Genomic DNA, 21,311 nt, shown 5'->3' with positions numbered 1-21,311 from the left:
GAATGTTTCTACAGTTCTGTAGCTTCACGCAGCGGGCGTTGAATCTGCCCTTTCATCTTATCTAAAATACCGTTGATGAACCGCTTGGAATCGGGTCCTGAAAATTGTTTACTCAAATCGATAGCTTCGTTGATAGAAACGATGGGGGGGATATCCAATCGTTTTAACAGCTCGAATATGGCCAAACGAAGAATGGACAGATCCATTTTGGCAATCCGTTCAAAGTCCCAGTTCTCAGCATAATTGCGGATCTCAGAGTCCACATCATCCAAATTTTCCAGCACGCCATGGATCAACTCCTCAGCAAATGCAAAATACTCACGATCCTTGTCCTTCCCGCTAAAGAACAGGTTGAGTTGTCCTGGTAAATCGTCGGGTGGATTTAAGCTGCAGGCATAAAGAAACTGCAGAGCAGCCACCCGGTTTTGTCGTCGTCTAGGTGTCTTGCTCATCGAATGTCAGGCATGCACGTTTTAATTTCGCCATCTGGAGGGCGGCTTCCCCAAATTCCAAACCACGATTAATCTCTCCCTGGGTACGTTCAAGAGCCTGTTCCTCTGTATCCGCAACTACGATACCATTGATAACAGGAATCATCTCGTTGAGCGATGTCATCTGCAGGGCGTCGGAAGCACTTTGTGCGACCACTTCAAAATGAACGGTTCCTCCACGCAGTAATACGCCCAGTCCAATACAACAATCGAACTCACCGCTCCCTGCCAGAATTTGCACACCCCATGGAACTTCATTGGATCCAGGAACCCGCATGACCTTCAAATTCTCTTCTTTAACACCCGAGTCGCGAAGCACTTTGAGGGTGTTCTCGAGCAGGGCTTCCACCGCTTCAGGATTGAAGCGAGAACAGACGATTCCAAAGGAAAACGGGCTGCCATCGAACGGCTCATATTCAGGTTTATAAGTACTCATGCTTAAGTTAGGGGAATAAAGTCTAGTTCAAGGGAACTTGCTCGACAATTTCAAGGTTGTAACCCTCCAGGCCAACCACTTTGCGGCGAGTGCTTGATAACAAACGAATCTCTTTCAGTCCGAGAGCCACCAAGATTTGGGCACCGATACCATAATCACGGAAGTCCATGTCCGAAGACTCAACGTTTCCTTCTTTGAGCTCAAGTCCACCGTTCGGTCGTTCCATGTACAAAATGACTCCATTTTCTTCCTCGGCCAGGCGCTTGAAAGACGCAGCGAGATTCTCGAATCCGTCACCTTCGGATGAGCGAAAAACATCTTCGAGCAAGTTTTCACTCTGCACGCGGACCAAGGTCGGCTCAGCTGAAACTTCGCCCTTAACAAATGCCATATGATTGCGGCCATCCACCCGGCTCTTATAGACGATCAGCTCAAACTCACCAAACTCTGATTTGAAAGGTCTTTGAGCGATCCTTTCAACCAGTTGATCTCGTTTGTGCCGATACTCAATGAGGGAGGCAATGGAGATGAGCGGCATGTTGAACCGCTTTTTGAATTCTAGCAGATCTGGAAGACGGGCCATAGTGCCATCCTCGTTGACTACTTCGCAAAGGACTCCAGCCGGGAAAAGACCAGCCAACTGAGCCAAATCTACGGCGGCTTCCGTATGACCGCTTCGCTCAAGCACCCCGCCCGGACGAGACCGTAACGGGAACAAATGGCCAGGCTGTACAAAGCTATCAGGAGTACTCTCGCTACATCCCAATAAACGAATCGTCTCGGCCCGATCGAATGCACTGATACCTGTGGTAATGCCTTCTGCCGCATCTACAGATACGGTATAGTCAGTTCTATAAGATTCGCGATTATATGGCACCATTGGATTGATCCCCAATCGCCGTAACTGAGGCTCTGTGCAAGGTACACAGACAACACCGCTGCAGTAGCGGATCATCATGTTGACCAACTCCGGCGTAGCTTTCTCAGCAGCAAATATCAAATCCCCTTCGTTTTCGCGATTCTCATCATCGGTCACAATGACGATCTGTCCCGCCGCAATGGCAGCAATGGCGTCCTCTACTGGGTCGAAGGCATCCTGTAATGTATCAGACATACGTTAAAAAATGAGGACCAGACTCTTCACTAAAAATCACACATGGCCAGTATAAACATTTAGAAGTTGTTATCCCGAAAAAGCCCTCTCATAACAGAAATCTGCTATGCAGAGAGCAGATGCGACGCAGCCTGAATCGAGAATCCCTCAAGAGCTCCCCGATGAGCTGGTTCGCCGTATTGGAAAAGAAGCTCTAAGCCTCAGGTTAGAGAAGCAAGCACTCCAAGAGAGTAAACAGGTATTCCAAAGTAAGAATCCGTTCAATCCTGACCGCATCCCCTTCTTTTTCGAGTCGGTTCGCTTTATATGCCAAGCTCTCGGGATCTATCAGCGCGGCTATCGTAAATTCATGGACGTCCAGCTGGTCACAAATGAGATATCTTTTTCATCTCTTCCTCCTGAGCTGGATGGGTTAAGAATACTGCAGATCTCTGACCTACATCTCGATCTGGATCCGGCCCTTACCTCTGTCATTGCAAGCATCATTCAAGATTTGGATTACGACCTCGCTTTAATTACGGGTGATTACCGGGACGATACGAAAGGCTGCATAAGCGATTGCCTCGAATACATGCACCGGGTGTGTGGAGCATTAAAGGAACCTGTTTACGGCATATTGGGGAACCATGATCCCATCGAGCTGGTTCCACCACTTGAAAGTTTGGGACTGCCCATCTTGTTAAACGAAACCGTTACTTATGAAAAAAACGGGAAGCAGATATACATCTACGGAATTGATGATCCTCATTTCTACGAAGGAGATGACTTCGACAAATTAAGGGGCACGGTTCCTGAGGATGCATTTAGCATACTACTCTCCCACGCACCAGAAACACATCAACAAGCTCTGCAATTGGGATACGACCTGGTTCTAGCCGGCCATACTCATGGTGGACAAATTTGTTTACCTGGCGGAATTGTGGTGATGCATAATGGCGATTGCCCTAGCTACATGCTGGCTGGTAATTGGAAATACGGCGACCTCAAGGGCTACACCTCGAGGGGAACGGGTGGTTGCAGGCTACCGCTTCGGTTTTTCTGTCCGCCTGAAATTACAGTGCACGTCCTGAGACACGGGGATTCCGATGCCCACTAAACACGAATAGGCTCTTGAAGCCATGTCTCAAGCACACCTGAAAGCTCAGACCTTCGAACGGGCTTGGCCAGAAAATCGTCCATTCCAGACTCTTTGCATAGAATTCGATCAGAATCTTTAGCGTTGGCGGTAAGCGCCACAATGGCGGTGTGAGATAAGCCGTGCTGTTTTTCATAGGCACGAATCTTCCGTGTGGCTGAGACGCCATCGAGTACAGGCATCTGGCAATCCATAAAAATGAGGTCCCAATTATTCTGAACAGCGTAGTCAAAGCCAATCTGCCCATTCTCAGCGATTTGAACTTCTAGTCCTAGCCGCTCAAGAAGCAGACGGATCACACGTTGGTTAACCGCATCGTCTTCTACCAATAAGACCCTACCATGAAAATGGTCTTGGCCTCGCAGCTCATCTGCTCGAGCTATTTTGCGCTCAATTTCGAATGCACCTGGTTCACCCAATACAATGTTGAAAGAGAATTTTGAGCCACCCTGCAACTCACTCGATACATCAATGCCACCTCCCATCAATTCGATCAATTCTTTGGAGATTCCAAGGCCCAGAACTGTTCCACCGTACTTTCGGGTCATAGACAAGTCCGCCTGAGTAAACGGCTCAAAAAGTGTATCCATAGCCTCCGGATCGATTCCAATACCCGTGTCCATTATCTCAAAATGGTAGCGGATAAGTTCGTCTTCCCTAACCAGGTGGGTCAGAGCAACGGAGACCTCGCCCTCCTCAGTGAATTTCACGGCATTGCCAAGTAAATTTCCAATGATCTGGCGAAAGCGTATTGGATCTCCTGATACCCAATCAGGTGCAGTGTCATCCCAAGAGAATGAAAATTTTAATCCCTTCTTCTTGGCACGACCTGCCATAAGAGAAGCGATTTCCTCCACAGTCTCTTTAAATAGAAAAGCGGTCCTCTCAAGTTTCAGGCCTCCTTAGTTGCTTTTTGAAAAATCCAACAAATCGTTGAGTAGACGAAGTAAGGTTTCAGCAGAGCGATTTGCTGTATCCAGGTAATCCCTCTGCATTTTGTCTAGCTCAGAATCCGTCACCAAATCGAGCATCCCTAGAATACCATTCATGGATGTCCGAATCTCACGGCTCACAATAGCGAGAAAATCCGACTTCGCCTTACTGGCAGCTTCAACTTCTCCAAGTGCAACCTTAAGCTCTTGTTCTGTTTCTTCATGCTTCTCCATTTCTTTAACCAGTTCCACGTTTAGCTCTTCCGCTTTGGTATTCTACTTTTGCAAGGTTTCAGCCAGCTCGAAGTTGGTCAGCTCGAGAGAAATGGATTGAGTCACGTTGGCCCGTAGTCGGTGCGATAAGGCGGTTCCGAAACCAATGAAAGCCATAACGGTGGTTCCAAGAAATATATTTTCCATTCCACCCTTGGAATAAAAAAACCAGGAAAGTGGCAGCAAAATGATGGTAATGAAAATGGGATACGTCTTCGGGACGTATGCCAGGGAAGAAATGGCCACACAGGCAATGCCCGCTGTTACAAATGCATAAACGATAAAGAAAGATTCATTGACCGGATTGTAGAAAAACAAAAGTGCCGAAGACCAAGTCAGTGCACTGAATGAACCCAGTAACCAGAATTGTTTTACATGTGAAACACAATCCCCGCGTTGCTCATCTGACAGCTTCAGGAAGCTGCGAATATGGAAAACCCGGATAAGCTGAAGACCGCAGACTGCAACCACCCATACGCTAGGCCAAAAGTAGGGCACCGAACGAGTAAGTATCCACCAGAATCCTCCCCAATTACCATCATGGCATAGAGCGAGATCTCACTATTTAGAAACAGCAACTCAACCAACCTGCGTTCAGCTTTATCCACAATGCTACCTTGCCTGGACTGAGGATTGTCCTGATTGATTGCGAGGGACATGGTTGGAGTCGTGATGAAGAGTGGTTAGGGAAAAGCCTCCCTCACCAACTCAGAACATAGCCACGATGGCTCGGAAACTCCGAAAAAGTCATTAAGTAGAAGAGGGAGAAAGAGATAAGATAAAATTTCTAGCCTGAATCCCCTAAAACGTAGTCTCTCAACTCAACCTTAAAGCTTCCAACGCTCACCGAACTCGACATTTTAACGATCAATTTATGATTATCGTCGGAAAACCATAGGTCCATACTCGAATCCTTACTCTTACTGAACACACCACCCAAGTCCTTAATATCGGGCCTAACACGCACGCAATCGAAGCGACCAGCCTTCACTTTTACCTTTTCACGCTCCATGACCCTAATATCCGAGACAACGGTTTTCTTACCATCGGTTACAGGTATTTTGATATGTTCTCCAAGAACGAATTCCTTCAACCGGTAGGCGAAAAGTACTGAGAAAGGATCATGACTGAGTTCGTCGATCGCTACGGGAGGTAGCTTTTCACCATAATTGGAATATTGGGCTTCATTCTTATCCCAATCAAAGGTCACCTCAATCTCCCGTTTCCTTCCACCTTCCAGCTGATTTTTGGAGTAATGGAGAGACTTGGTGACGGTCGCATCGGTGGTACTCTCGATACGGTTCCTGACTCGATAAAACGTATCTGCCCATGAGGTTGTCCTGATGAGTAGAATAAATTTAAGATCACTGGACTCGTCGTCACCCACCGCTTCTACAAGCATCTCGGCTTCACCTACTTTAAGAAAGCCCCACTTGATGTCGTAGTTAAAATGATCGCCGACATTGAACGGACGATCCGTTTCCTCTTCAGCGAGAATCCACCCTGGTAGAAGCATCAACACCGTCAGCACCAACGGCAGCATACGAACTTTATCGTATCTGTAACGAAGTACTAATCGAGTGTTGTTATAAGGCATACGTAGCTTCGACTCTACTTTGCGAGTTGAGTTCCGTAGGGAATCCTCAATCCACTTTTACGGGGTTAAGATTCCAAACTTCTTTGGAATACTGATGAATAGTTCTATCTGAAGAAAATTTTCCTACGCGAGCAGTATTCATAATTGCCATACGAGCCCAGTTTTCCTGATTTCTATATGCAGCATCCACTTCTTCTTGCTTAGCTACATAGGACTTGTAGTCGGCCATCACCATAAAGGGATCTCCTCCGTCCAACAAGCTGTGTCTCAAAGAAGCCAATACACCCGGTTCATTGGGGGTGAAAGAATCACTGCCGAGCCAGTCAACGACGTTACGCAGTTCCTCGTTCCTATAGTAATAGTCGTAAGGATTGTAGCCAGTGGCACGCAGTGCTTCGACTTGTTCCACCGTCAGTCCAAAGATGAAGATGTTATCCTCGCCAACTTCTTCGAGAATCTCAACATTAGCTCCGTCGAGCGTCCCGATGGTCAAAGAGCCATTAAGAGCCAGTTTCATATTGCCGGTACCGGATGCTTCCTTACCTGCTGTTGAAATCTGTTCAGACAAATCAGCAGCAGGAATAATTTTCTCACTTAAAGAAACACCATAATTGGGGAGGAATACTACCTTGATCCGATCTCGAACCCGAGGGTCGTTATTGATGACCTCTCCTACTGAGTTGATGGCCTTAATGATGGTCTTTGCCAGATAGTACCCGGGTGCCGCTTTTGCTCCAAAGATAAACACTCGAGGTACCATATCATAATCAGGATCATGCAGGATACGGTAGTAAAGCGTGAGGATGTGCAGCAAATTCAGATGCTGTCGCTTGTATTCATGTAAGCGCTTGATTTGCACATCAAAAATGGCATCCGGATTCACAGTGATGTGGCAGAGGCGTCGAATAATCGCGGCTAACTCCACTTTATTCTCCCGTTTTATCTCCATGAAACGCTGCTGAAACTCAGTATCGTCAGCAAAGGGTCGCAACTTTTGCAACTTGTCGAGATCCAGCGGCCAATCATCGCCCACTTTCTCAGCGATCAAGCTGGAAAGCTTTGGATTACAAGCCAGTAACCAACGTCGTGGTGTAATCCCATTGGTCTTATTGTTGAATCGGTCGGGATACAGCTCGAAGAAATTTTTCAGTATGTTTTTCTTGAGAAGATCAGTATGCAAGGCAGCCACACCATTGGTACTATGGCTTCCAACAACGGAGAGGTGAGCCATGCGAATCATCTGCACATCTCCCTCTTCAACGATAGACAGGGCAGCCTTCATCTTATCGTCGTTGGGCCATTTGGCATCTACCTGAGTATCCAGAAACCACTGATTTATTTCGTAGATCAGTTGGAGGTGGCGAGGCAGCACTTTTTGCAGGAGAGGTACACTCCACTTTTCAAGGGCCTCAGGCAACAAGGTGTGATTGGTATAGCCGAATGTTTTTACAATGATATGGAGCGCCTTGTCCCACTCCAGTTTCTCTTCATCCAAAAGGATGCGCAGAAGCTCTACGATGGCGAGAGCCGGGTGAGTATCATTCAATTGAATTGCAGCTTTGTCACTGAATTCATCCCAGCCAGAATGGCTTAGTTTATACCGGCGAATAATATCCTGGAGAGAGCAGCAAACAAAGAAATACTGCTGAACAAGACGTAGCTCTTTTCCACTTTCAGAGGAGTCGTTTGGATAAAGAACCTTGGATATGGTTTCGCTGACTGCCTTATCCTGAACCGCTTCGACATAACCACCCTGATTAAAGGTATCCAAATCGAATTCTTCTGAAGACTTGGATGCCCACAATCTGAGAAAGTTTACTGTTCCAGCACCATAGCCACAGATAGGAATGTCATAGGGCACACCGATCATCACTTGAGGGTTGATCCATTCCTGATGTGGGTTCCCAAAAGAATCGAATTGTGTTTCTACCTGCCCGTAAAGACGCACTTCCATTGAGTACTCAGGCCGGACGACCTCCCATGGATTGGCAAACTGCAACCAGTTGTCCGGATGCTCCACTTGGTGGCCATTAACAAACTCCTGCCGGAATAGGCCATACTCATAGTGTATCCCGTAACCGATTGCTGGATAATCAAGGCTGGCTAGTGAATCGAGGAAACAAGCGGCCAGTCGGCCGAGGCCACCATTGCCAAGACCCATGTCAGGTTCTTCTTCGCGGATCTCGTCCAGGTTATAGCCAAGGTCACTCAGAGCCTTGCGTGCCTCATCTTCGAGACCGGTGTTGAATAGATTGTTATTCAGCAATCTCCCCATCAAGTACTCCAGAGAAAGGTAATACACGCGGCGCGCGTCTTCCTCATAGTGCTTTTCCTGCGTCGCAATCATGCGCTCCAGGATGCGGTCCCGAACGGCCATACAGGTCGACACCCAATAGTCTCGAGCACCTGCACTTCCCAGATCTCGGGCAAGCGTGAATTTAAGATGGTTCAGGATGGAGGTTTTCATTCCCTCCACTGAATCCTCAGTATTAAAGTGGAATCCGTTGGTGCCCTTTGTGGCCTTTTTAGAGGAGCTAACACTCATAGTCGTAGTTGCTGGTTAGTCTTTTCGATTCTCATTAGTTGTGAGATTCGGGGCTCAATCTCCTTTTGTAGAGAGGGTTTTAATAAGGAGGCGGATCACGATGACGAGCACCAAAACACAAAAATTCATGCAAATTTTTCATACTTTTTATGATCAAAAGCCTCAAAACGGGCATTATTTCATGAAACGGCGGTCCAGCTCATTTCTCCCCATCTCAAAATAGGTAGGCTTTCCCAAGGGGCTGATGAGAGGGTTTTTGCACTGAAATAGCTGAGAAACCAAGGATACCATTTCTCTCTCGCTGACAGAATCATCGAGCCGGACCGCCTTAGCACAGGCGAGTCGGGCAATTTGATCAAATGCCTCCACCGGCTTATCCTTCCTCATTTTGCCGTCTTTCATAAGCCCCACCAAATCAAGGATTAGGCTTTCCTCTTCTTCGGGCGTGGTCCAAACCGGGACAGCTTCAATGCGAAAGAAATTACGCCCAAATTCTGAAAGTCGAAACCCACTGCTATTTAGAAATTCGAGATGATCCAACAAATGACTGGATCCAAGTGCATCCAACTCAACTGGCACGGGAAGTAGCAGCTGTTGGGCAGGCACTTTCTGATTCAAATATTGCTGCTCCAATTTCTCATATAAAATTCGTTGGTGGGCAGAGCGGCGATCCAGCACCACAATTCCTTGTTTCGAGTCGAAAACAGCAAGTCCCCGTTGCACATGGCCGACAAACTTCCATCCCGTATCCCAATTTGGCTCACTCTCATCTGCTTGAGGTGTTGCACGAGTCGCAGGGCTAGGACGAGCCAGTGCTTTCCCAGAACTTACGGCCACCTTGGGAGTCGGGCTTACTGATACCGGTGCGGCAGATACAACAGGGCGAGCTTGGGGTTTGGAGCTTGGTAGATTCTCCTCCGGTTGGCTCCCCTTCACTTCATCCGGCTTGCTGGCCGCTGTTTCCTCACGCAAATGCTCAAGCAAACACCTGATAATAAACCCTCGGACCCGAGCTGCTTCGCGAAAACGAATCTCACGCTTTGCCGGGTGCACATTTACATCTATGGCCCCGGGATCCAAATCCAGAAAAAGAAAGGCAATCGGGTAGCGACCTCGGGGTAGATAAGCATGGTAGGCTTCCACCAATGACTGGTTGAGCGTCGGACTGGTAACCGGGCGTTGGTTAACAATCGTGATCATTTCATGACGCGTCGAACGTCCCCTTCCCGGAACACTGATCAGTCCGTGGGCTTTATAATCAGGCTCCTCCATTTCCACCGGAATAAGCCCATCTGAAATGTTGCTTCCGAATATTTCGCGTACCCGTTCTTTCAAGGAGGGGCAAGCGGGCGAATTAAATAACAGACGTCCGTTTTCCAATAGAGTGAAGCCCGTGTTGGGATTAGCGATCGCGTATACGCGTACCAATTGAATGATATGAGCTGCCTCAGTGGCATCAGCCTTCAAAAATTTCCGCCGCGCAGGAACAGAGTTAAATAAGTGCGATACTTCCATGCGGCTTCCCACTGGCATTCCGCAGTCCTTCACGTGAATCAATTTGCCTCCATTGATCATCACTTCCGTTCCCACTTCATTCTCTTCGGTACGCGACCTGAGCTGAAAGCGCGACACGCTGGCAATCGATGGCAAAGCCTCACCGCGAAACCCATACGATGCTATCTGCATTAAATCATCGGCTTGCCGAATCTTACTCGTCGCATGTCGCTCAATGGAAAGGATAGCTTGGTCATGCGTCATGCCGCAGCCATTATCCTCAATGCGAATGTAAGATCGCCCCCCATTTTTGAACTCTACTTCGACACGAGTAGCCCCGGCATCTAGACTATTTTCCAACAACTCTTTAACCACTGCAGCAGGGCGCTCAATCACTTCGCCAGCGGCGATCTGATTGGCAACTTTGTCAGGCAGTACTCGAATTTCGGACATAAAAAATCAGTGTGCGTGATGCGCAGTGGAAGCGAAAGCATTTTCCTAGGGTATGAATTGATTTTAAAGGATCACCCTAGATTTCACATCAGGTAAAAAACTAGGTTTAGGAAAGAGAGTGGACAATTGACAGAAAAGTTTTTGAGTAGGCCGTATTGTTTCTGGCTAATCCCTTAAAAGCCATCTAAGCAGTTCCCCCATGCACGAAGATGTTTCACACTCTCTCCCCGACCAACTACCCGGTATACAGGTAGCTTTTGCTCTCAAACAATGTTTGGGAAAGAAGGACCTTTTAATCACGCTCCTAAATAAATTTTGGGAAGACTATAAAGACAGCTCGACTCAACTTGAACACGATAGCCACGATTCGGATACAGCTGAAAAGCTGCTGCACGATTTACAAGGTGCTGCAACCAACCTTGGGCTCAGCGATTTAGGCTGTTCCTTTCAGCTACTGCGCGATAGCTTGAAAAGCGTAGGTAATCTGTCTGACGAAGAGCGAAACCAATTCCATATGGAGCTTGAAAAAGTAGGTAGCTCCATAAAGACATTGGACAGCACTATTCAAAGCTGACTGTATAGACAGTCCACGTTTTGCTTACATTTAAGATGCCGTAGGCATCATAGTCTGGTTCATTATGCCCAATCATCTGGTCAACGAAAAGAGTCTCTATCTACTGCAACATGCCAACAATCCAGTAGACTGGTATCCTTGGGGAGAAGAGGCATTCGCCAAAGCCAAGGCAGAGGATAAACCCTTGCTCATCAGCATCGGATATTCCTCCTGTCACTGGTGTCATGTCATGGAACATGAGTCCTTCGAAGACGAGTACATCGCTGGTCTGATGAATGAGCATTTTGTCTGCATCAAAGTAGACCGGGAAGAGCGACCCGACGTAGATCAGATCTATATGGAAGCGGTCCAGATGATCGCCCAACATGGCGGCTGGCCGTTGAATGTGTTTTGCCTGTCCGATGGGCGTCCCTTTTTTGGCGGAACTTACTTTCCCCCCGAAGACCGAGGAAACGGCATGGTTCCCTGGCCTCAGGTTTTGATCCGTGTCATCGATTTCTATAAAAAGAATCGGGAACAGCTGGAAGAAAACGCAGATAGCATCATTAAAAATCTGATGGCCTCCAACGCACCGGCTGAACCGACCAATGCGACCATCGACCGGACGACCTTGGAGCAGGCAGCTCAGGAGTTCGCCAAACGTCATGACGACCAGCTTGGTGGGTTCGGCCAGGCCCCAAAATTTCCACCCTCCATGGCCCTCAACTTTTTGCTTCAGGCACGGAACAGCCTGCAAGAGTCAGCCAAGAAAGCACCGGACCAACAGGAAGTGGTTCAACGCATCGATGAGGTCATCGACACCACGCTAACCGCAATGGCGCACGGTGGCTTGTATGACCAAATCGGAGGCGGCTTTTCTCGCTACAGTGTGGACCGTTATTGGCTTATCCCGCACTTCGAAAAGATGCTCTACGACAATGGACTCTTGCTGGACATCTACGCCAAGGCTTACACAACCTACCGCAAACCGCTTTTTAAAGCGATTGTAGAAGAAACCGCACGCTGGGCGCAGAGGGAAATGCGCAATCCTGATGGAGCGTTTTACTCGGCATTCGATGCAGATAGCGAAGGCGAAGAAGGAAAATTTTACGTGTGGAAACCCGACGAGATCAAAGCAGCGCTTGGGGAAGAGGCCGCAACTGAATTCTGTAACGTCTACAATATCACGGACGCAGGCAATTTTGAGCATGGGTTTTCCAATCCAGCACTCACCGAGAATGACATCGCAATTCGCGAGTCTCTAAGTGAAGCGCGCGAGAAACTCTACGAGCACCGCAGTAATCGCATTTGGCCCGGCCTGGATAAAAAGCAACTCACATCTTGGAACAGCTTGATGATTCGTGGTCTCGCTGAGGCGGGTTTTGCATTGGACCGCAAAGACCTTTTCGACACCGCAAAAGAAATCGCAGACTTTATTTGGGACCAGGTGAGGACAGAAGATAATCGCCTAAAATCTGTCTACTACAGCGAAGCCCAGCTAAATGGGTACCTGGATGACTATGCCTACTATGCAGAAGCACTCATCAGCATCATTGCGTATGTAGACTTCCACTACTCAGGTGAATCAAAGGTTTACCTCGAGCGCTGCGAAACCATAGCCAAAAGCGTTATGGAACACTTCTCGGACGGCAGTTCTGTGGGTTACTATTTCACATCAAATGACCATGAATCTCTGATTGCTCGAAAAAAGGAATGGTGGGACAACGCCACCCCATCCGGCAATGCATCTATGTTGCAGGTGCTTACCACTCTCTACTTCATCACCGTGGATTCCACTTACGAGGAAGCCATGAGGGAACTCCGACAAGGCTACACCGGGCTCATTGCTCGCAACCCGCATGGAGTGCCTCACGCATTGAGCGCACTCATGGCCGAACAAAATGGCATTGAAGTGATTAAAGCCAAGGACGTCGACAACCTCGACAAACTGCCCGATGAATTGCGTAAACTACCCTGGAGTCGCCGCATAACCATGATCACCGATGCCGAAAACCAGCCGTCCGGTTACCAACGCTGTATTGGTTCCATGTGCCTACAATCGGTAAGCGATCCGGCGAAGCTTTATAACTAGTTTCGATCAGCCTCGATTATCTTCGAGGACTCCGCATCAGGATCTGCGTATGAGCCCGTGAATACTTCACCGGTACTTATCGTTTCCGGATCCATGGCTTCTTGAGGAATTCGTGCAATGGTTTCCAGAACAATGGGAATGGCCTGGGCAGCAATTCGCTGCACGCTCGATTGCATTTCTTCGAAGCTGAACGGGCGAACGCCAACCGCGGGATTCGCAATGGAGCAAATGGATGCCCAACGAATTCCAAGCTGCCGCGCATACTCGGTACAAGTACCCGTATGAAGACTGGTAATTTCTCCTCCAAGAATGCGCATGGCCCGTATTTCAGCAGCCGTTTCAAAGCGCCCAGGATTGTTTTGAAAGAATACCCCATGCTCCCATAACTTGCCCGTGTAGCCAGGCTGAGCTTTGCGCGCTTCATCGATAAGCAGTCCCCGCAAAGAAGGGCTAAACGGGTGAGCAAAACTGGCAAATACGCCTGGGCGCTCAATTCCCGCAAAGTCTAAAATATTCTGAGGTCGCTGATTTTCCATGATCATAAAGTCATCAATTATAACCAGATCATCGTAGTCCCAATCGGTCCGAATCGCTCCCGAGCTTGCTCCGCCTAACGCATGAGTTACGCCAGCTTTGTAGAGCGAATACCAGGTTCGCACATGCACATTGCCGTCGTTCTCTCCTGGAACTTTGGTTTCAAAACCATACATCCGGACATAATAGAAAGGCACACCCTTGTATCGCATCTTATAGAGCTTCGGCCCTAAGCCCACCGGTGTCTCGACCTGGATATAGCCTTCCTCTTCGACCAAACCATTACCAAATTTTTCAGGGGCGCCAAAGGAAGTGCCTCCTACTACAGCAATAAAGATCTTTTCTTCTTCGGCTGAGTTCAAAGTAGGTAAACAAACACCTAGGAGAAACAGGAAGCATGATAAACGGATTGGATAAATAGTCATGATAGCTGGGGAGCTTATTATGGACACCCAGGCGTGGGAATATTAATCGAACGCCTGGACCTCCTTTGTAACAAAGGGGTGGCTCTCGACTAAAGTTTGAATCGCACTAGGACCTCGTCACCGAAGGGTCAGTTCCAAGAGTGCCCTTGAATAATACAAGTGATCGTTGCTCCTTTATCCGTTCAAGAGAGGCTTGGGCATCAGCAAGCCGCTGAGCCATATTCAGACGCTCACACTCTTCCTGATAACCAGGCTTTGAGAGAAATCCTTGGATGCTGGATACATAGCGCTTGGCCAATTTCACACTGACCTCGTGTCGAGTAATCAATCGTTCCTGGTACCAGTCACTTTCGTAGCAATTTTCTGCGGAGAAGAGCTCTCGAATTTCAGGATCGGCCAAGGTCTTTCCTTCATAGCTTCCCTCTGCCATGATATGGAGGAGCGCCTTCAATGGTGGGCAGGCATCCTCGATTGAACCATCTTCAAAATACAATTTTGCGACCCGTTTTTGGGTTTCGACGATATTGTTGATACCATCCACATAGACATCCATACCTTGCAGCTCTGGCTTGAGCATGTCTTCAGTAAACAAGGTAGAAGGATTACTTAGAATTCGTCCGCAGAATGTATGAACAAACTTCTTGGTGATGCGATATCCAAGCCGACTACCTGGAATCTGAGTCCCCTCGTGCTCGAAGTCTTCCACCTTTTCAAGAAAACGATTTTCAATGAGGAAATTCACGTCTTGCTCTTCGGGAGTCATTCGACACCAGATCTCGGGAACCAAAAGGCTTATGTCATGATCCACACGATACTTTGGCCCGATCCAGCCAGCAGCTGAAGAAAAGCAACCGTACCCAGATATTAAGTACGACACTAGAGAATTGTTTAAATCAACAATGGGAGGAAGTGCGTTGAACGGGCCCTTGGTCAAGGCACCTTCAGATCCAGCACCCGTAGTCGATGGTGATTTCCCCGTCAAACTGGCGATAAAATCCATAAACAACTCAGGCAATTCCTGGTAATGAAGAGGATTGAACACACAAAGTGGGCGAATGCCTGCTTCAGGGTCGGGAGGATTGTTACGTCGACCCGTGAGAACCGCATTCACTGGGAAAGGTACTTTCTTCTCAAGCGAAATACGTCTGAAGAATCGGGCGCCAATATGAGCCAGGTACATATTATGTGGATTCTCTAAATTTGGGCGTGTTTGAAGGTACCGTGGATTCTTGGTTGGCTTTCCATCGACTATGCGAGGATTCGCAGTGCAAACCAGATAATCAGGTCCGTCCTCATCTTCCACAAATTGGCGAATCAGATCCTTCATCGGCTCAGTAAACTGATCGAAGCGAATGGCATCGCGCATAATTTCCTTACCCTGCTCACGAGTTAATGGCTCATAGTTGGAAAAGAAATTAGTCGATCCTGAGAAGTCCAACTCCGACTGTTTATCGTAACCTCGGACAATGGCGTCATCCGGTCGTTGGAAAAAGCGATACTCGCAGTTCCTGGTGAACTTAACGCCCGTGTGCTTAAATCGTGGATTCGTAGGAACCTCTCCCGAATTCGGAAGCGTGATGGATGCTGTGATATCATCTTCGCGTTGAATTTTCCGGGACGGATTGAAGTCTTTACGGAGCGAGAATGTGCGCCAGGCACCACTAGGCATAAATCCTACTCTCAAGTAGTGGGTAACCAGCTTTGTATCCCTGTATTTCAGCTCGTTGCCCGACATACCATTGATAATGTCTACACCGAAACGGGAACGCCAGTTGTCACCCCAATCAGGCTTCCACAAACGTTTTACGACAAAAACCAAATCACGGATATACCGGGGAATGGATTCGATGTATTTATTGTGTTCGTCTGTATAAGTTGAAGAAGGTGTAAACAATTTTACGACCGATCCGAGCGAACGTTCCGTGCTCAGGATGGGGCGACCTTTCTCCTTGTTACGGGAGCTATCTTTAAATCGCTGACCGTAGTCACGATCCATAATTTCTTCTACTTGATCGAAATCGCGTTCGAAGTTCGCCACGAAAACGGGTCCCGAAACCATAGCATCAGAGATAGGTTTTGAAATCTCCGATTTTCCTCCACCGGAAACGGTGCAAGGCTTATGGCAAAATGTACCTTCTGCAGTCGTACCAAAGAGACGCCAGCGACGGTCAGCAGCAGGGCGACCCATCTGAACTTTGTAGCCAGAGGGCAACACGTAGGTCGAGTTGGGGACTAGATGAATTTGCTGCGGCTTTCCGCCTTTCTCCCACTTGATGGTCTGATCGTGTAGCTCAATGTGCACATCTTCCGGTACGTATACAATATTTGAATACTTCTTATCGATTGCGTAGCCTTCGGGCTGCACATCCATAATATCGCCAAATTTATTAACCACATCCTCAAAGCTATGATCCACCTCCGGCATGTAATTACTGAGGTGAAACTCTTCACCCAGGTCGTAGCTGGGAAACGCCGTTGCACCGCCAGCATGCTCTTCCTCTACTTGACCATACAGGTTGGCTGCGTAGCTGATCTGCGTCTTCACTTCCTTTTTGCAGTAGCCGAAGTAGTTATCTGCGATAAGCGTAACCATCACACCTCGATGGTCTCGGCAGGTAACCTTGAAAGCACCACCGTCGTTGTAGAGTTCGTCTTCAGACTCCCAGCACATGCTGTCGCGCTTCTGTCTATCGGTTGCATCAGAAATGTTCGGAAGGCCAAGCTCCTTCTTGGTAACGCCCACTAAATGGGGTGCCAATATAACTGACCCCGTGTGGCCAGACCAATGTTCGATATCTAGCTGGGCATCATTATCAGGTAGATAAGGATCGCCTGCGTTTCCAAATATGGATTCCACGAAGTCTAAATTACTTACCAGATTACCCGGCGCAAAAAAGCGGGTTTCCATAGTGAGTTCTGGAACCGCTCCATCGACCTCTGGGCAAACGACAGGACGCAGCAGCAATGACACAAAGACTTCGGCCTGCTCATCCTGAGTGGAAGTAAATGGCAAGCGCATCAATTCCTTGGGCGGATTGAGAGCATGATTGAGGAGTCGCGCAAAAGCCTGAACAGGGACGGCTTTTTTATCCGCAGGAATAGGCAAACCTCCCTCAGCCACATGAAATACTCCCTGAGTAGTCCGACGATCTTTTGCCGGATTGTGTAACACACCGTTAATAGTCCGATAGGACGAGATGATGTCAGACTTAAAGACGTCGGAGTCCGGCGGCAGAGATAGAACCCGCGCAAGCCCATGGCGCTCAACCACCAAACTGTTGCTCGGAACAAAAGTGGTCTCATCTATATCTCCAGCGTGAGATCCCATATAGGATGCCAGAAAATCATGAATGCGTTGGTCGACCGGACACAGGTGGTCTTTCAGTAAACGGTTTTTCTCAACGAAGCTAGCTAGCAGAGATTCGCCAAGCCGGAGAAAGGGATAATCGGAAGTATCTCCGAAAGTCGGGAATCCACGAGCGGCGAGCTTGAGATTTACAAACTCAACCAAGTTAATGTCTTCATCTTCACGAGGCGATGTTTCTGGATCGAATCCAATGGCGTGTTTTAAAGAGTTCATTCAATACAAATCGATATAGACTGGAATGCCCCGCCAGATGAGTGGTGAGGCAATTAAGCAATTATACTTCTAACAGCATGTGGGCCTATGCAATGAGAAAACTAAAAGTCATCTGGCCTGACCAGAAGGTGCCGTATTTATAAATCCCTTTAATAACCCCTAAGCCAGCTTCCCACGTAGGCGGACAATCTGGGATTTTACCTCATTGGGCCCCGGCATTCCAACCTTCTCACGAGCTTCCAGGGCTTTAACCACATCAAAACAATCCACCCAATCAGCCTCAAAGTGTTCATCCACCCCTTGGACATCCTGGAGAGACAACTCGTTGAGCGGCAAAGATTTCTCTTCTGCCAAAGCGACCAAGGCCCCAATAATATGGTGAGCATTTCGGAACGGAACTCCCTTTTGGACTAGATAATCAACCACGTCGGTAGCCAGCAGAGCAGGGTCAGCCACTGCTTCAGCACACTTATCATGAATCATTTCCATACCGGAAACGACTCCTTCAACGACTTGAAGAGAAATGAGTGATTGCTCAAGTGCATCAAACACAGGCGGCTTGTCCTCTTGAAGATCCCGATTGTAGGTAAGCGGCAAGCCCTTGACCATGGTAAGCAAGGTTTGGAGGTCTCCCACGACACGGCCCGATTTGCCCCGGACTAATTCCATGGCATCCGGATTCTTCTTCTGCGGCATAAGAGAAGACCCAGTGCAAAAGTTCTGCGGCAAGTCGACAAAGCCAAATTCAGAGCTGCACCAGAGGATGAGATCCTCGGCCAATCTGGATAAATGGATCCCAACAACCGAGCAGGCGTATGTGAAATCCAGGTGCACATCCCGGTCGCTTACGGCATCCATGCTGTTCTGTGTGACCCGGACGTGTCCGTCTTGGTCCACAAATCCTAGTTTCTGGGCTGAACTTTCCCGATCGATCGGCAAGGTTGTCCCTGCAATGGCACCGGAGCCTAGAGGGCACCAATTGGCCTGGTCTTGAACGGCTGCAACCCGGATAAGATCGCGACTGATCATTTCTGCGTAGGCCAACAAATGGTGAGCGACACTCACAGGTTGGGCGCGCTGGAGGTGGGTATATCCAGGTATGTAAATCTGCTGATTCTTTTCAGCCTGATCCAACAAGGCGGAGAGTACAGCTTCCAAGGCGGATTGCAGTTCGCTACAAGCTGCTTTGAAAAAGAGCCGCATGTCGGTGGCAACCTGGTCATTCCTAGACCGTGCAGTATGTAATTTCGCCGCCTCGGGTACCCGCTCAGTGAGCACTTGCTCAATGTTCATGTGCACGTCTTCCAGAGACATGTCCCAGGCAAATTCTCCTGATTCAATCTCGCTACGGAGTGTAGCCAATCCGGTATGGATGGCTTCCTTCTCGGAAGCGCTCAAAATTCCGACTTCCTCAAGCATAGCAGAGTGAGCTTCGCTGCATTGAAGGTCGAACAAAGCAAGCCGCTGGTCGAACGACACGGACTCACTGAAACGCAACATGAGCTCAGCCGGTCCCTTAGAAAACCGGCCACCCCAGGTTGCCTGCTTGGATGACTTACTCATAATCGACGAAGACAAAACGAATACAGCCCCGAATTACAATGGTTAATATGGATCTAATAGTCTTCTGAAATAGCGAAATTAACGCCTGTTATCCCTGCGACGGAGCAGGCATCCATAACTTTGATGATCATTTGATGGGTGGTGCTATCGCTGGGAGCTATGATTACCAGGGCTTCTAACTTGTTGGCATCGCTGGCCTCCTTGAAGCGAGTGAGCATACCAACCAGCTCTAGAAAACGTGACGAAGTGGGTGCATCGTAGGCAAACTCGTTCACGATCACCTGGCCATCATCCCCAATCTCAATGATTTGCTCATCGGGCATGTCCACAGGTTCTGATTGCTCGACTACGCCAGGCAGTTGAAAAGAAATATCAGCTTCCTGCTTATCCAGAGTCGAAGTAACGAGGTAGTACATGAGCAACAGGAAAACCACGTCGATCATTGGGGCGATCGGGATTGATGACTTGGGTTCCGGCTTTTTCTTCAAACGCGCCATGTTATTCCGAAGCTTGAAAGGTTGCGTAGATGACTTCGTAGGCTCCCATCTCAGCACAGGCCTCCAGGATTTTCTTGATTTCAGCAAAGGGGGTCGCCTTGTCGGCGCGAACGAAGATCTGGAGGTTTGGGTTGTCTTTGATCTTTCCACCGATCCGCGTTTTCAGATCCTCCATCGTGATACTCGATGGCCCTAGATAGAGTGATCCATCTGTCTTAACGGAAATGATACCACGGTCCGACACATCATCAGGCACTTCGCTGGCATGCGACTCGGGTAGCTCTTTAACTGCATCCGGTTTCTCTGCCTGGGAGAGTGAGCTGACGCACATGAAAAACACCAACAACAGGAAAACCATATCGATCATGGGAGCCATTTGGAACTCCTCTTCCGGTTGCTGACGTTTCCTGCGTTTAATCATAGAGAACCCAATACAGAACCTAAAGCTGAGGGTGTAAGCCATTCTTGTCAAAACGGATGCATCTCAAATATTAAAGTGGCCCATTCCCCAATTTATCCCGTAAGCCTGTTAGATCTTTAATACGATTTCGTTTCGTATTCAGTTGTACGCGCAGAGCGATGTATGCAAATGCCCAAAACAAAACCATAAGAGGCCAAATCCAAATGGGTTTGCTATCGTGGTGAAGTGCAAAGGTAACCACACCGATAACTATCATAAACAACCAGTAGAGCAAGTTTGCCCTTTTGACCCATCGGACGTAGGACTCAAGACGGTAAATAGATAAGTCGACCGTTCCAACAAGTGAGCGGTCAAAGTCTAATGCTTGTTTTTTGCTGCGCTGCCTATGGATTAACAAATAGGCTGATAATAGCAAAAGCCCAGCCCCCATCGGCAGCTGATGATAATCATGAGGCTCCAAGATCGGTTCGGAAATGATCATGATTCCCAAGATCGCAACCATGATGATATAGAACCATTCCTCATACGCAAAAAAGCGACTCATCTCACGGTCTGACGCTTCAAGTCGTTCCCGTAGCACATCAGCGTCGATCGTAAATACCGGCTTTTCCTCCTGTGATTTCCAGATTACTTGCAAGTCTTCAAATTTCATGATGCTCGTCTTCCATTTGATTTATTCTATCCGTAAGTGATTTCTTGATACGGCTTATTTTGACCCCCACATTGCTCTCCGTAATACCGAGAATACTCGCCATCTCCTTATAGCTATATCCATCTAAGAGAAGGAGGGTCAGAGAACGGTCGATCGAGCTTAGCTGGTTGATTTGCTCGTACAACCAAGTTAGGCGTGAGTTTTCCTTTTCCGGATTGAGAGACAGAAACGTCTGCTCATTCTTATAGGCCCCCTTCCCTTTCCGTCGGCGGGATTCTTTTTTCGTCCAGGACATAGAACAAAACAACGCCACCCGGCAGATCCAGGTTGTCTCGGAAGACTTCCCTTTAAACTTGGGTATCGAGAACCAGAGCTGAGCCGCTATCTACTGAAACAGATCTTCCTGGTCCGTTGCATTGGAGGCGTAGGCGCGTACCACTTTGTAGATGAGCCCTTTATGGTCGTTCATCCATGCAGCAAATACGCGTTCTTGTTCCTGTCGCTTCATTCGTTTCAATCCTGTT

18 protein-coding genes and 1 pseudogene are annotated in these 21,311 nt (G+C 48.2%); 3 read left to right on the top strand and 16 right to left on the bottom strand.

All coding sequences use genetic code 11. The annotated features are described in order from the left end of the window. Positions 1 to 8 precede the first annotated feature (8 nt). Genes nusB through ribB form a run of 3 tightly spaced genes read right to left on the bottom strand, consistent with a single transcriptional unit; the run spans position 9 to position 2,041 of the window. Positions 9 to 452 (bottom strand): transcription antitermination factor NusB, encoded by a 444-nt coding sequence (gene nusB, locus GA003_20165; protein QXD28282.1) that lies wholly within the window; start codon positions 450 to 452, stop codon positions 9 to 11. After that, on the bottom strand, positions 436 to 927 hold the full coding sequence (gene ribH, locus GA003_20160) for a 6,7-dimethyl-8-ribityllumazine synthase (GenBank protein QXD28281.1): 492 nt from the start codon (positions 925 to 927) through the stop codon (positions 436 to 438). The genes nusB and ribH overlap by 17 nt, the downstream gene beginning before the upstream one ends. A gap of 22 nt (positions 928 to 949) precedes the next feature. Further along, positions 950 to 2,041: a 3,4-dihydroxy-2-butanone-4-phosphate synthase gene (gene ribB, locus GA003_20155; GenBank protein ID QXD28280.1), complete on the bottom strand. Its 1,092-nt coding sequence runs from the start codon at positions 2,039 to 2,041 to the stop codon at positions 950 to 952. A gap of 106 nt (positions 2,042 to 2,147) precedes the next feature. Here ribB and GA003_20150 point away from each other — a divergent pair, with 106 nt between their 5' ends. Beyond that, positions 2,148 to 3,137, top strand: a complete 990-nt coding sequence (locus tag GA003_20150) for a metallophosphoesterase (protein ID QXD28279.1) — start codon at positions 2,148 to 2,150, stop codon at positions 3,135 to 3,137. Here GA003_20150 and GA003_20145 read toward each other — a convergent pair. The 6 genes from GA003_20145 to mutL form a co-directional block, all read right to left on the bottom strand. Then, a complete protein-coding gene (locus GA003_20145) occupies positions 3,134 to 4,012 on the bottom strand; it encodes a response regulator (GenBank protein QXD28278.1) in 879 nt (292 codons plus the stop codon). The genes GA003_20150 and GA003_20145 overlap by 4 nt on opposite strands. A gap of 66 nt (positions 4,013 to 4,078) precedes the next feature. Further along, a complete protein-coding gene (locus tag GA003_20140; protein ID QXD28277.1) occupies positions 4,079 to 4,360 on the bottom strand; it encodes a hypothetical protein in 282 nt (93 codons plus the stop codon). Between the two features lie 24 nt (positions 4,361 to 4,384). Then, entirely contained in the window at positions 4,385 to 4,879 is a 495-nt protein-coding gene (locus GA003_20135; protein ID QXD28276.1) for a hypothetical protein, read from the bottom strand. Between the two features lie 289 nt (positions 4,880 to 5,168). Then, complete coding sequence (locus tag GA003_20130) at positions 5,169 to 5,978, bottom strand: DUF3108 domain-containing protein (protein QXD28275.1); 810 nt, start codon at positions 5,976 to 5,978, stop codon at positions 5,169 to 5,171. 46 nt (positions 5,979 to 6,024) lie between these two features. Further along, entirely contained in the window at positions 6,025 to 8,523 is a 2,499-nt protein-coding gene (locus GA003_20125; protein QXD28274.1) for a glycogen/starch/alpha-glucan phosphorylase, read from the bottom strand. 174 nt (positions 8,524 to 8,697) lie between these two features. Beyond that, positions 8,698 to 10,470: a DNA mismatch repair endonuclease MutL gene (mutL, locus tag GA003_20120; protein QXD28273.1), complete on the bottom strand. Its 1,773-nt coding sequence runs from the start codon at positions 10,468 to 10,470 to the stop codon at positions 8,698 to 8,700. Positions 10,471 to 10,669: 199 nt separating this feature from the next. Between mutL and GA003_20115 the strand changes: the two genes are divergently transcribed. Further along, entirely contained in the window at positions 10,670 to 11,044 is a 375-nt protein-coding gene (locus GA003_20115) for a hypothetical protein (GenBank protein ID QXD28272.1), read from the top strand. A 64-nt stretch (positions 11,045 to 11,108) separates the two neighbouring features. Then, positions 11,109 to 13,115, top strand: coding sequence for a thioredoxin domain-containing protein (locus tag GA003_20110; GenBank protein ID QXD28271.1), 2,007 nt, complete (start codon positions 11,109 to 11,111; stop codon positions 13,113 to 13,115). Here GA003_20110 and GA003_20105 read toward each other — a convergent pair. From GA003_20105 to GA003_20075, 7 genes and pseudogenes are all read right to left on the bottom strand, one after another. Beyond that, positions 13,112 to 14,074: a hypothetical protein gene (locus GA003_20105; protein QXD28270.1), complete on the bottom strand. Its 963-nt coding sequence runs from the start codon at positions 14,072 to 14,074 to the stop codon at positions 13,112 to 13,114. The genes GA003_20110 and GA003_20105 overlap by 4 nt on opposite strands. Positions 14,075 to 14,180: 106 nt before the next feature. After that, complete coding sequence (locus tag GA003_20100; GenBank protein QXD28269.1) at positions 14,181 to 17,654, bottom strand: hypothetical protein; 3,474 nt, start codon at positions 17,652 to 17,654, stop codon at positions 14,181 to 14,183. 159 nt (positions 17,655 to 17,813) lie between these two features. Beyond that, positions 17,814 to 19,217, bottom strand: coding sequence for an argininosuccinate lyase (gene argH, locus GA003_20095; protein ID QXD28268.1), 1,404 nt, complete (start codon positions 19,215 to 19,217; stop codon positions 17,814 to 17,816). Between the two features lie 53 nt (positions 19,218 to 19,270). After that, the gene (locus GA003_20090; GenBank protein ID QXD28267.1) at positions 19,271 to 19,714 is read right to left on the bottom strand and encodes a biopolymer transporter ExbD; all 444 of its coding nucleotides are present in this window, start codon (positions 19,712 to 19,714) and stop codon (positions 19,271 to 19,273) included. A 1-nt stretch (position 19,715) separates the two neighbouring features. Further along, positions 19,716 to 20,135, bottom strand: a complete 420-nt coding sequence (locus GA003_20085) for a biopolymer transporter ExbD (GenBank protein ID QXD28266.1) — start codon at positions 20,133 to 20,135, stop codon at positions 19,716 to 19,718. A gap of 70 nt (positions 20,136 to 20,205) precedes the next feature. Continuing rightward, complete coding sequence (locus tag GA003_20080; protein QXD28265.1) at positions 20,206 to 20,787, bottom strand: hypothetical protein; 582 nt, start codon at positions 20,785 to 20,787, stop codon at positions 20,206 to 20,208. Beyond that, a pseudogene (locus GA003_20075) lies at positions 20,777 to 21,295 on the bottom strand (sigma-70 family RNA polymerase sigma factor). The gene GA003_20080 and the pseudogene GA003_20075 overlap by 11 nt, the downstream one beginning before the upstream one ends. Positions 21,296 to 21,311: the final 16 nt, after the last annotated feature.

It is taken from the genome of Opitutia bacterium ISCC 52 (assembly GCA_014529675.2).
Classification (GTDB): domain Bacteria; phylum Verrucomicrobiota; class Verrucomicrobiia; order Opitutales; family UBA2995; genus UBA2995.
The sequence above is the reverse complement of the archived record's forward strand: the minus strand, read 5'-3'. Positions and strand labels throughout refer to the sequence as shown.

Coding starts and splice junctions, on each gene's coding strand:
- ribB (QXD28280.1), bottom strand. CDS start 2,041: ATGTCTGATACATTACAGGATGCCTTCGACCCAGTAGAGGACGCCATT.
- nusB (QXD28282.1), bottom strand. CDS start 452: ATGAGCAAGACACCTAGACGACGACAAAACCGGGTGGCTGCTCTGCAG.
- GA003_20110 (QXD28271.1), top strand. CDS start 11,109: ATGCCCAATCATCTGGTCAACGAAAAGAGTCTCTATCTACTGCAACAT.
- GA003_20130 (QXD28275.1), bottom strand. CDS start 5,978: ATGCCTTATAACAACACTCGATTAGTACTTCGTTACAGATACGATAAA.
- ribH (QXD28281.1), bottom strand. CDS start 927: ATGAGTACTTATAAACCTGAATATGAGCCGTTCGATGGCAGCCCGTTT.
- argH (QXD28268.1), bottom strand. CDS start 19,217: ATGAGTAAGTCATCCAAGCAGGCAACCTGGGGTGGCCGGTTTTCTAAG.
- GA003_20090 (QXD28267.1), bottom strand. CDS start 19,714: ATGGCGCGTTTGAAGAAAAAGCCGGAACCCAAGTCATCAATCCCGATC.
- GA003_20105 (QXD28270.1), bottom strand. CDS start 14,074: ATGACTATTTATCCAATCCGTTTATCATGCTTCCTGTTTCTCCTAGGT.
- mutL (QXD28273.1), bottom strand. CDS start 10,470: ATGTCCGAAATTCGAGTACTGCCTGACAAAGTTGCCAATCAGATCGCC.
- GA003_20145 (QXD28278.1), bottom strand. CDS start 4,012: ATGGCAGGTCGTGCCAAGAAGAAGGGATTAAAATTTTCATTCTCTTGG.
- GA003_20125 (QXD28274.1), bottom strand. CDS start 8,523: ATGAGTGTTAGCTCCTCTAAAAAGGCCACAAAGGGCACCAACGGATTC.
- GA003_20100 (QXD28269.1), bottom strand. CDS start 17,654: ATGAACTCTTTAAAACACGCCATTGGATTCGATCCAGAAACATCGCCT.
- GA003_20150 (QXD28279.1), top strand. CDS start 2,148: ATGCAGAGAGCAGATGCGACGCAGCCTGAATCGAGAATCCCTCAAGAG.
- GA003_20085 (QXD28266.1), bottom strand. CDS start 20,135: ATGATTAAACGCAGGAAACGTCAGCAACCGGAAGAGGAGTTCCAAATG.
- GA003_20080 (QXD28265.1), bottom strand. CDS start 20,787: ATGAAATTTGAAGACTTGCAAGTAATCTGGAAATCACAGGAGGAAAAG.
- GA003_20115 (QXD28272.1), top strand. CDS start 10,670: ATGCACGAAGATGTTTCACACTCTCTCCCCGACCAACTACCCGGTATA.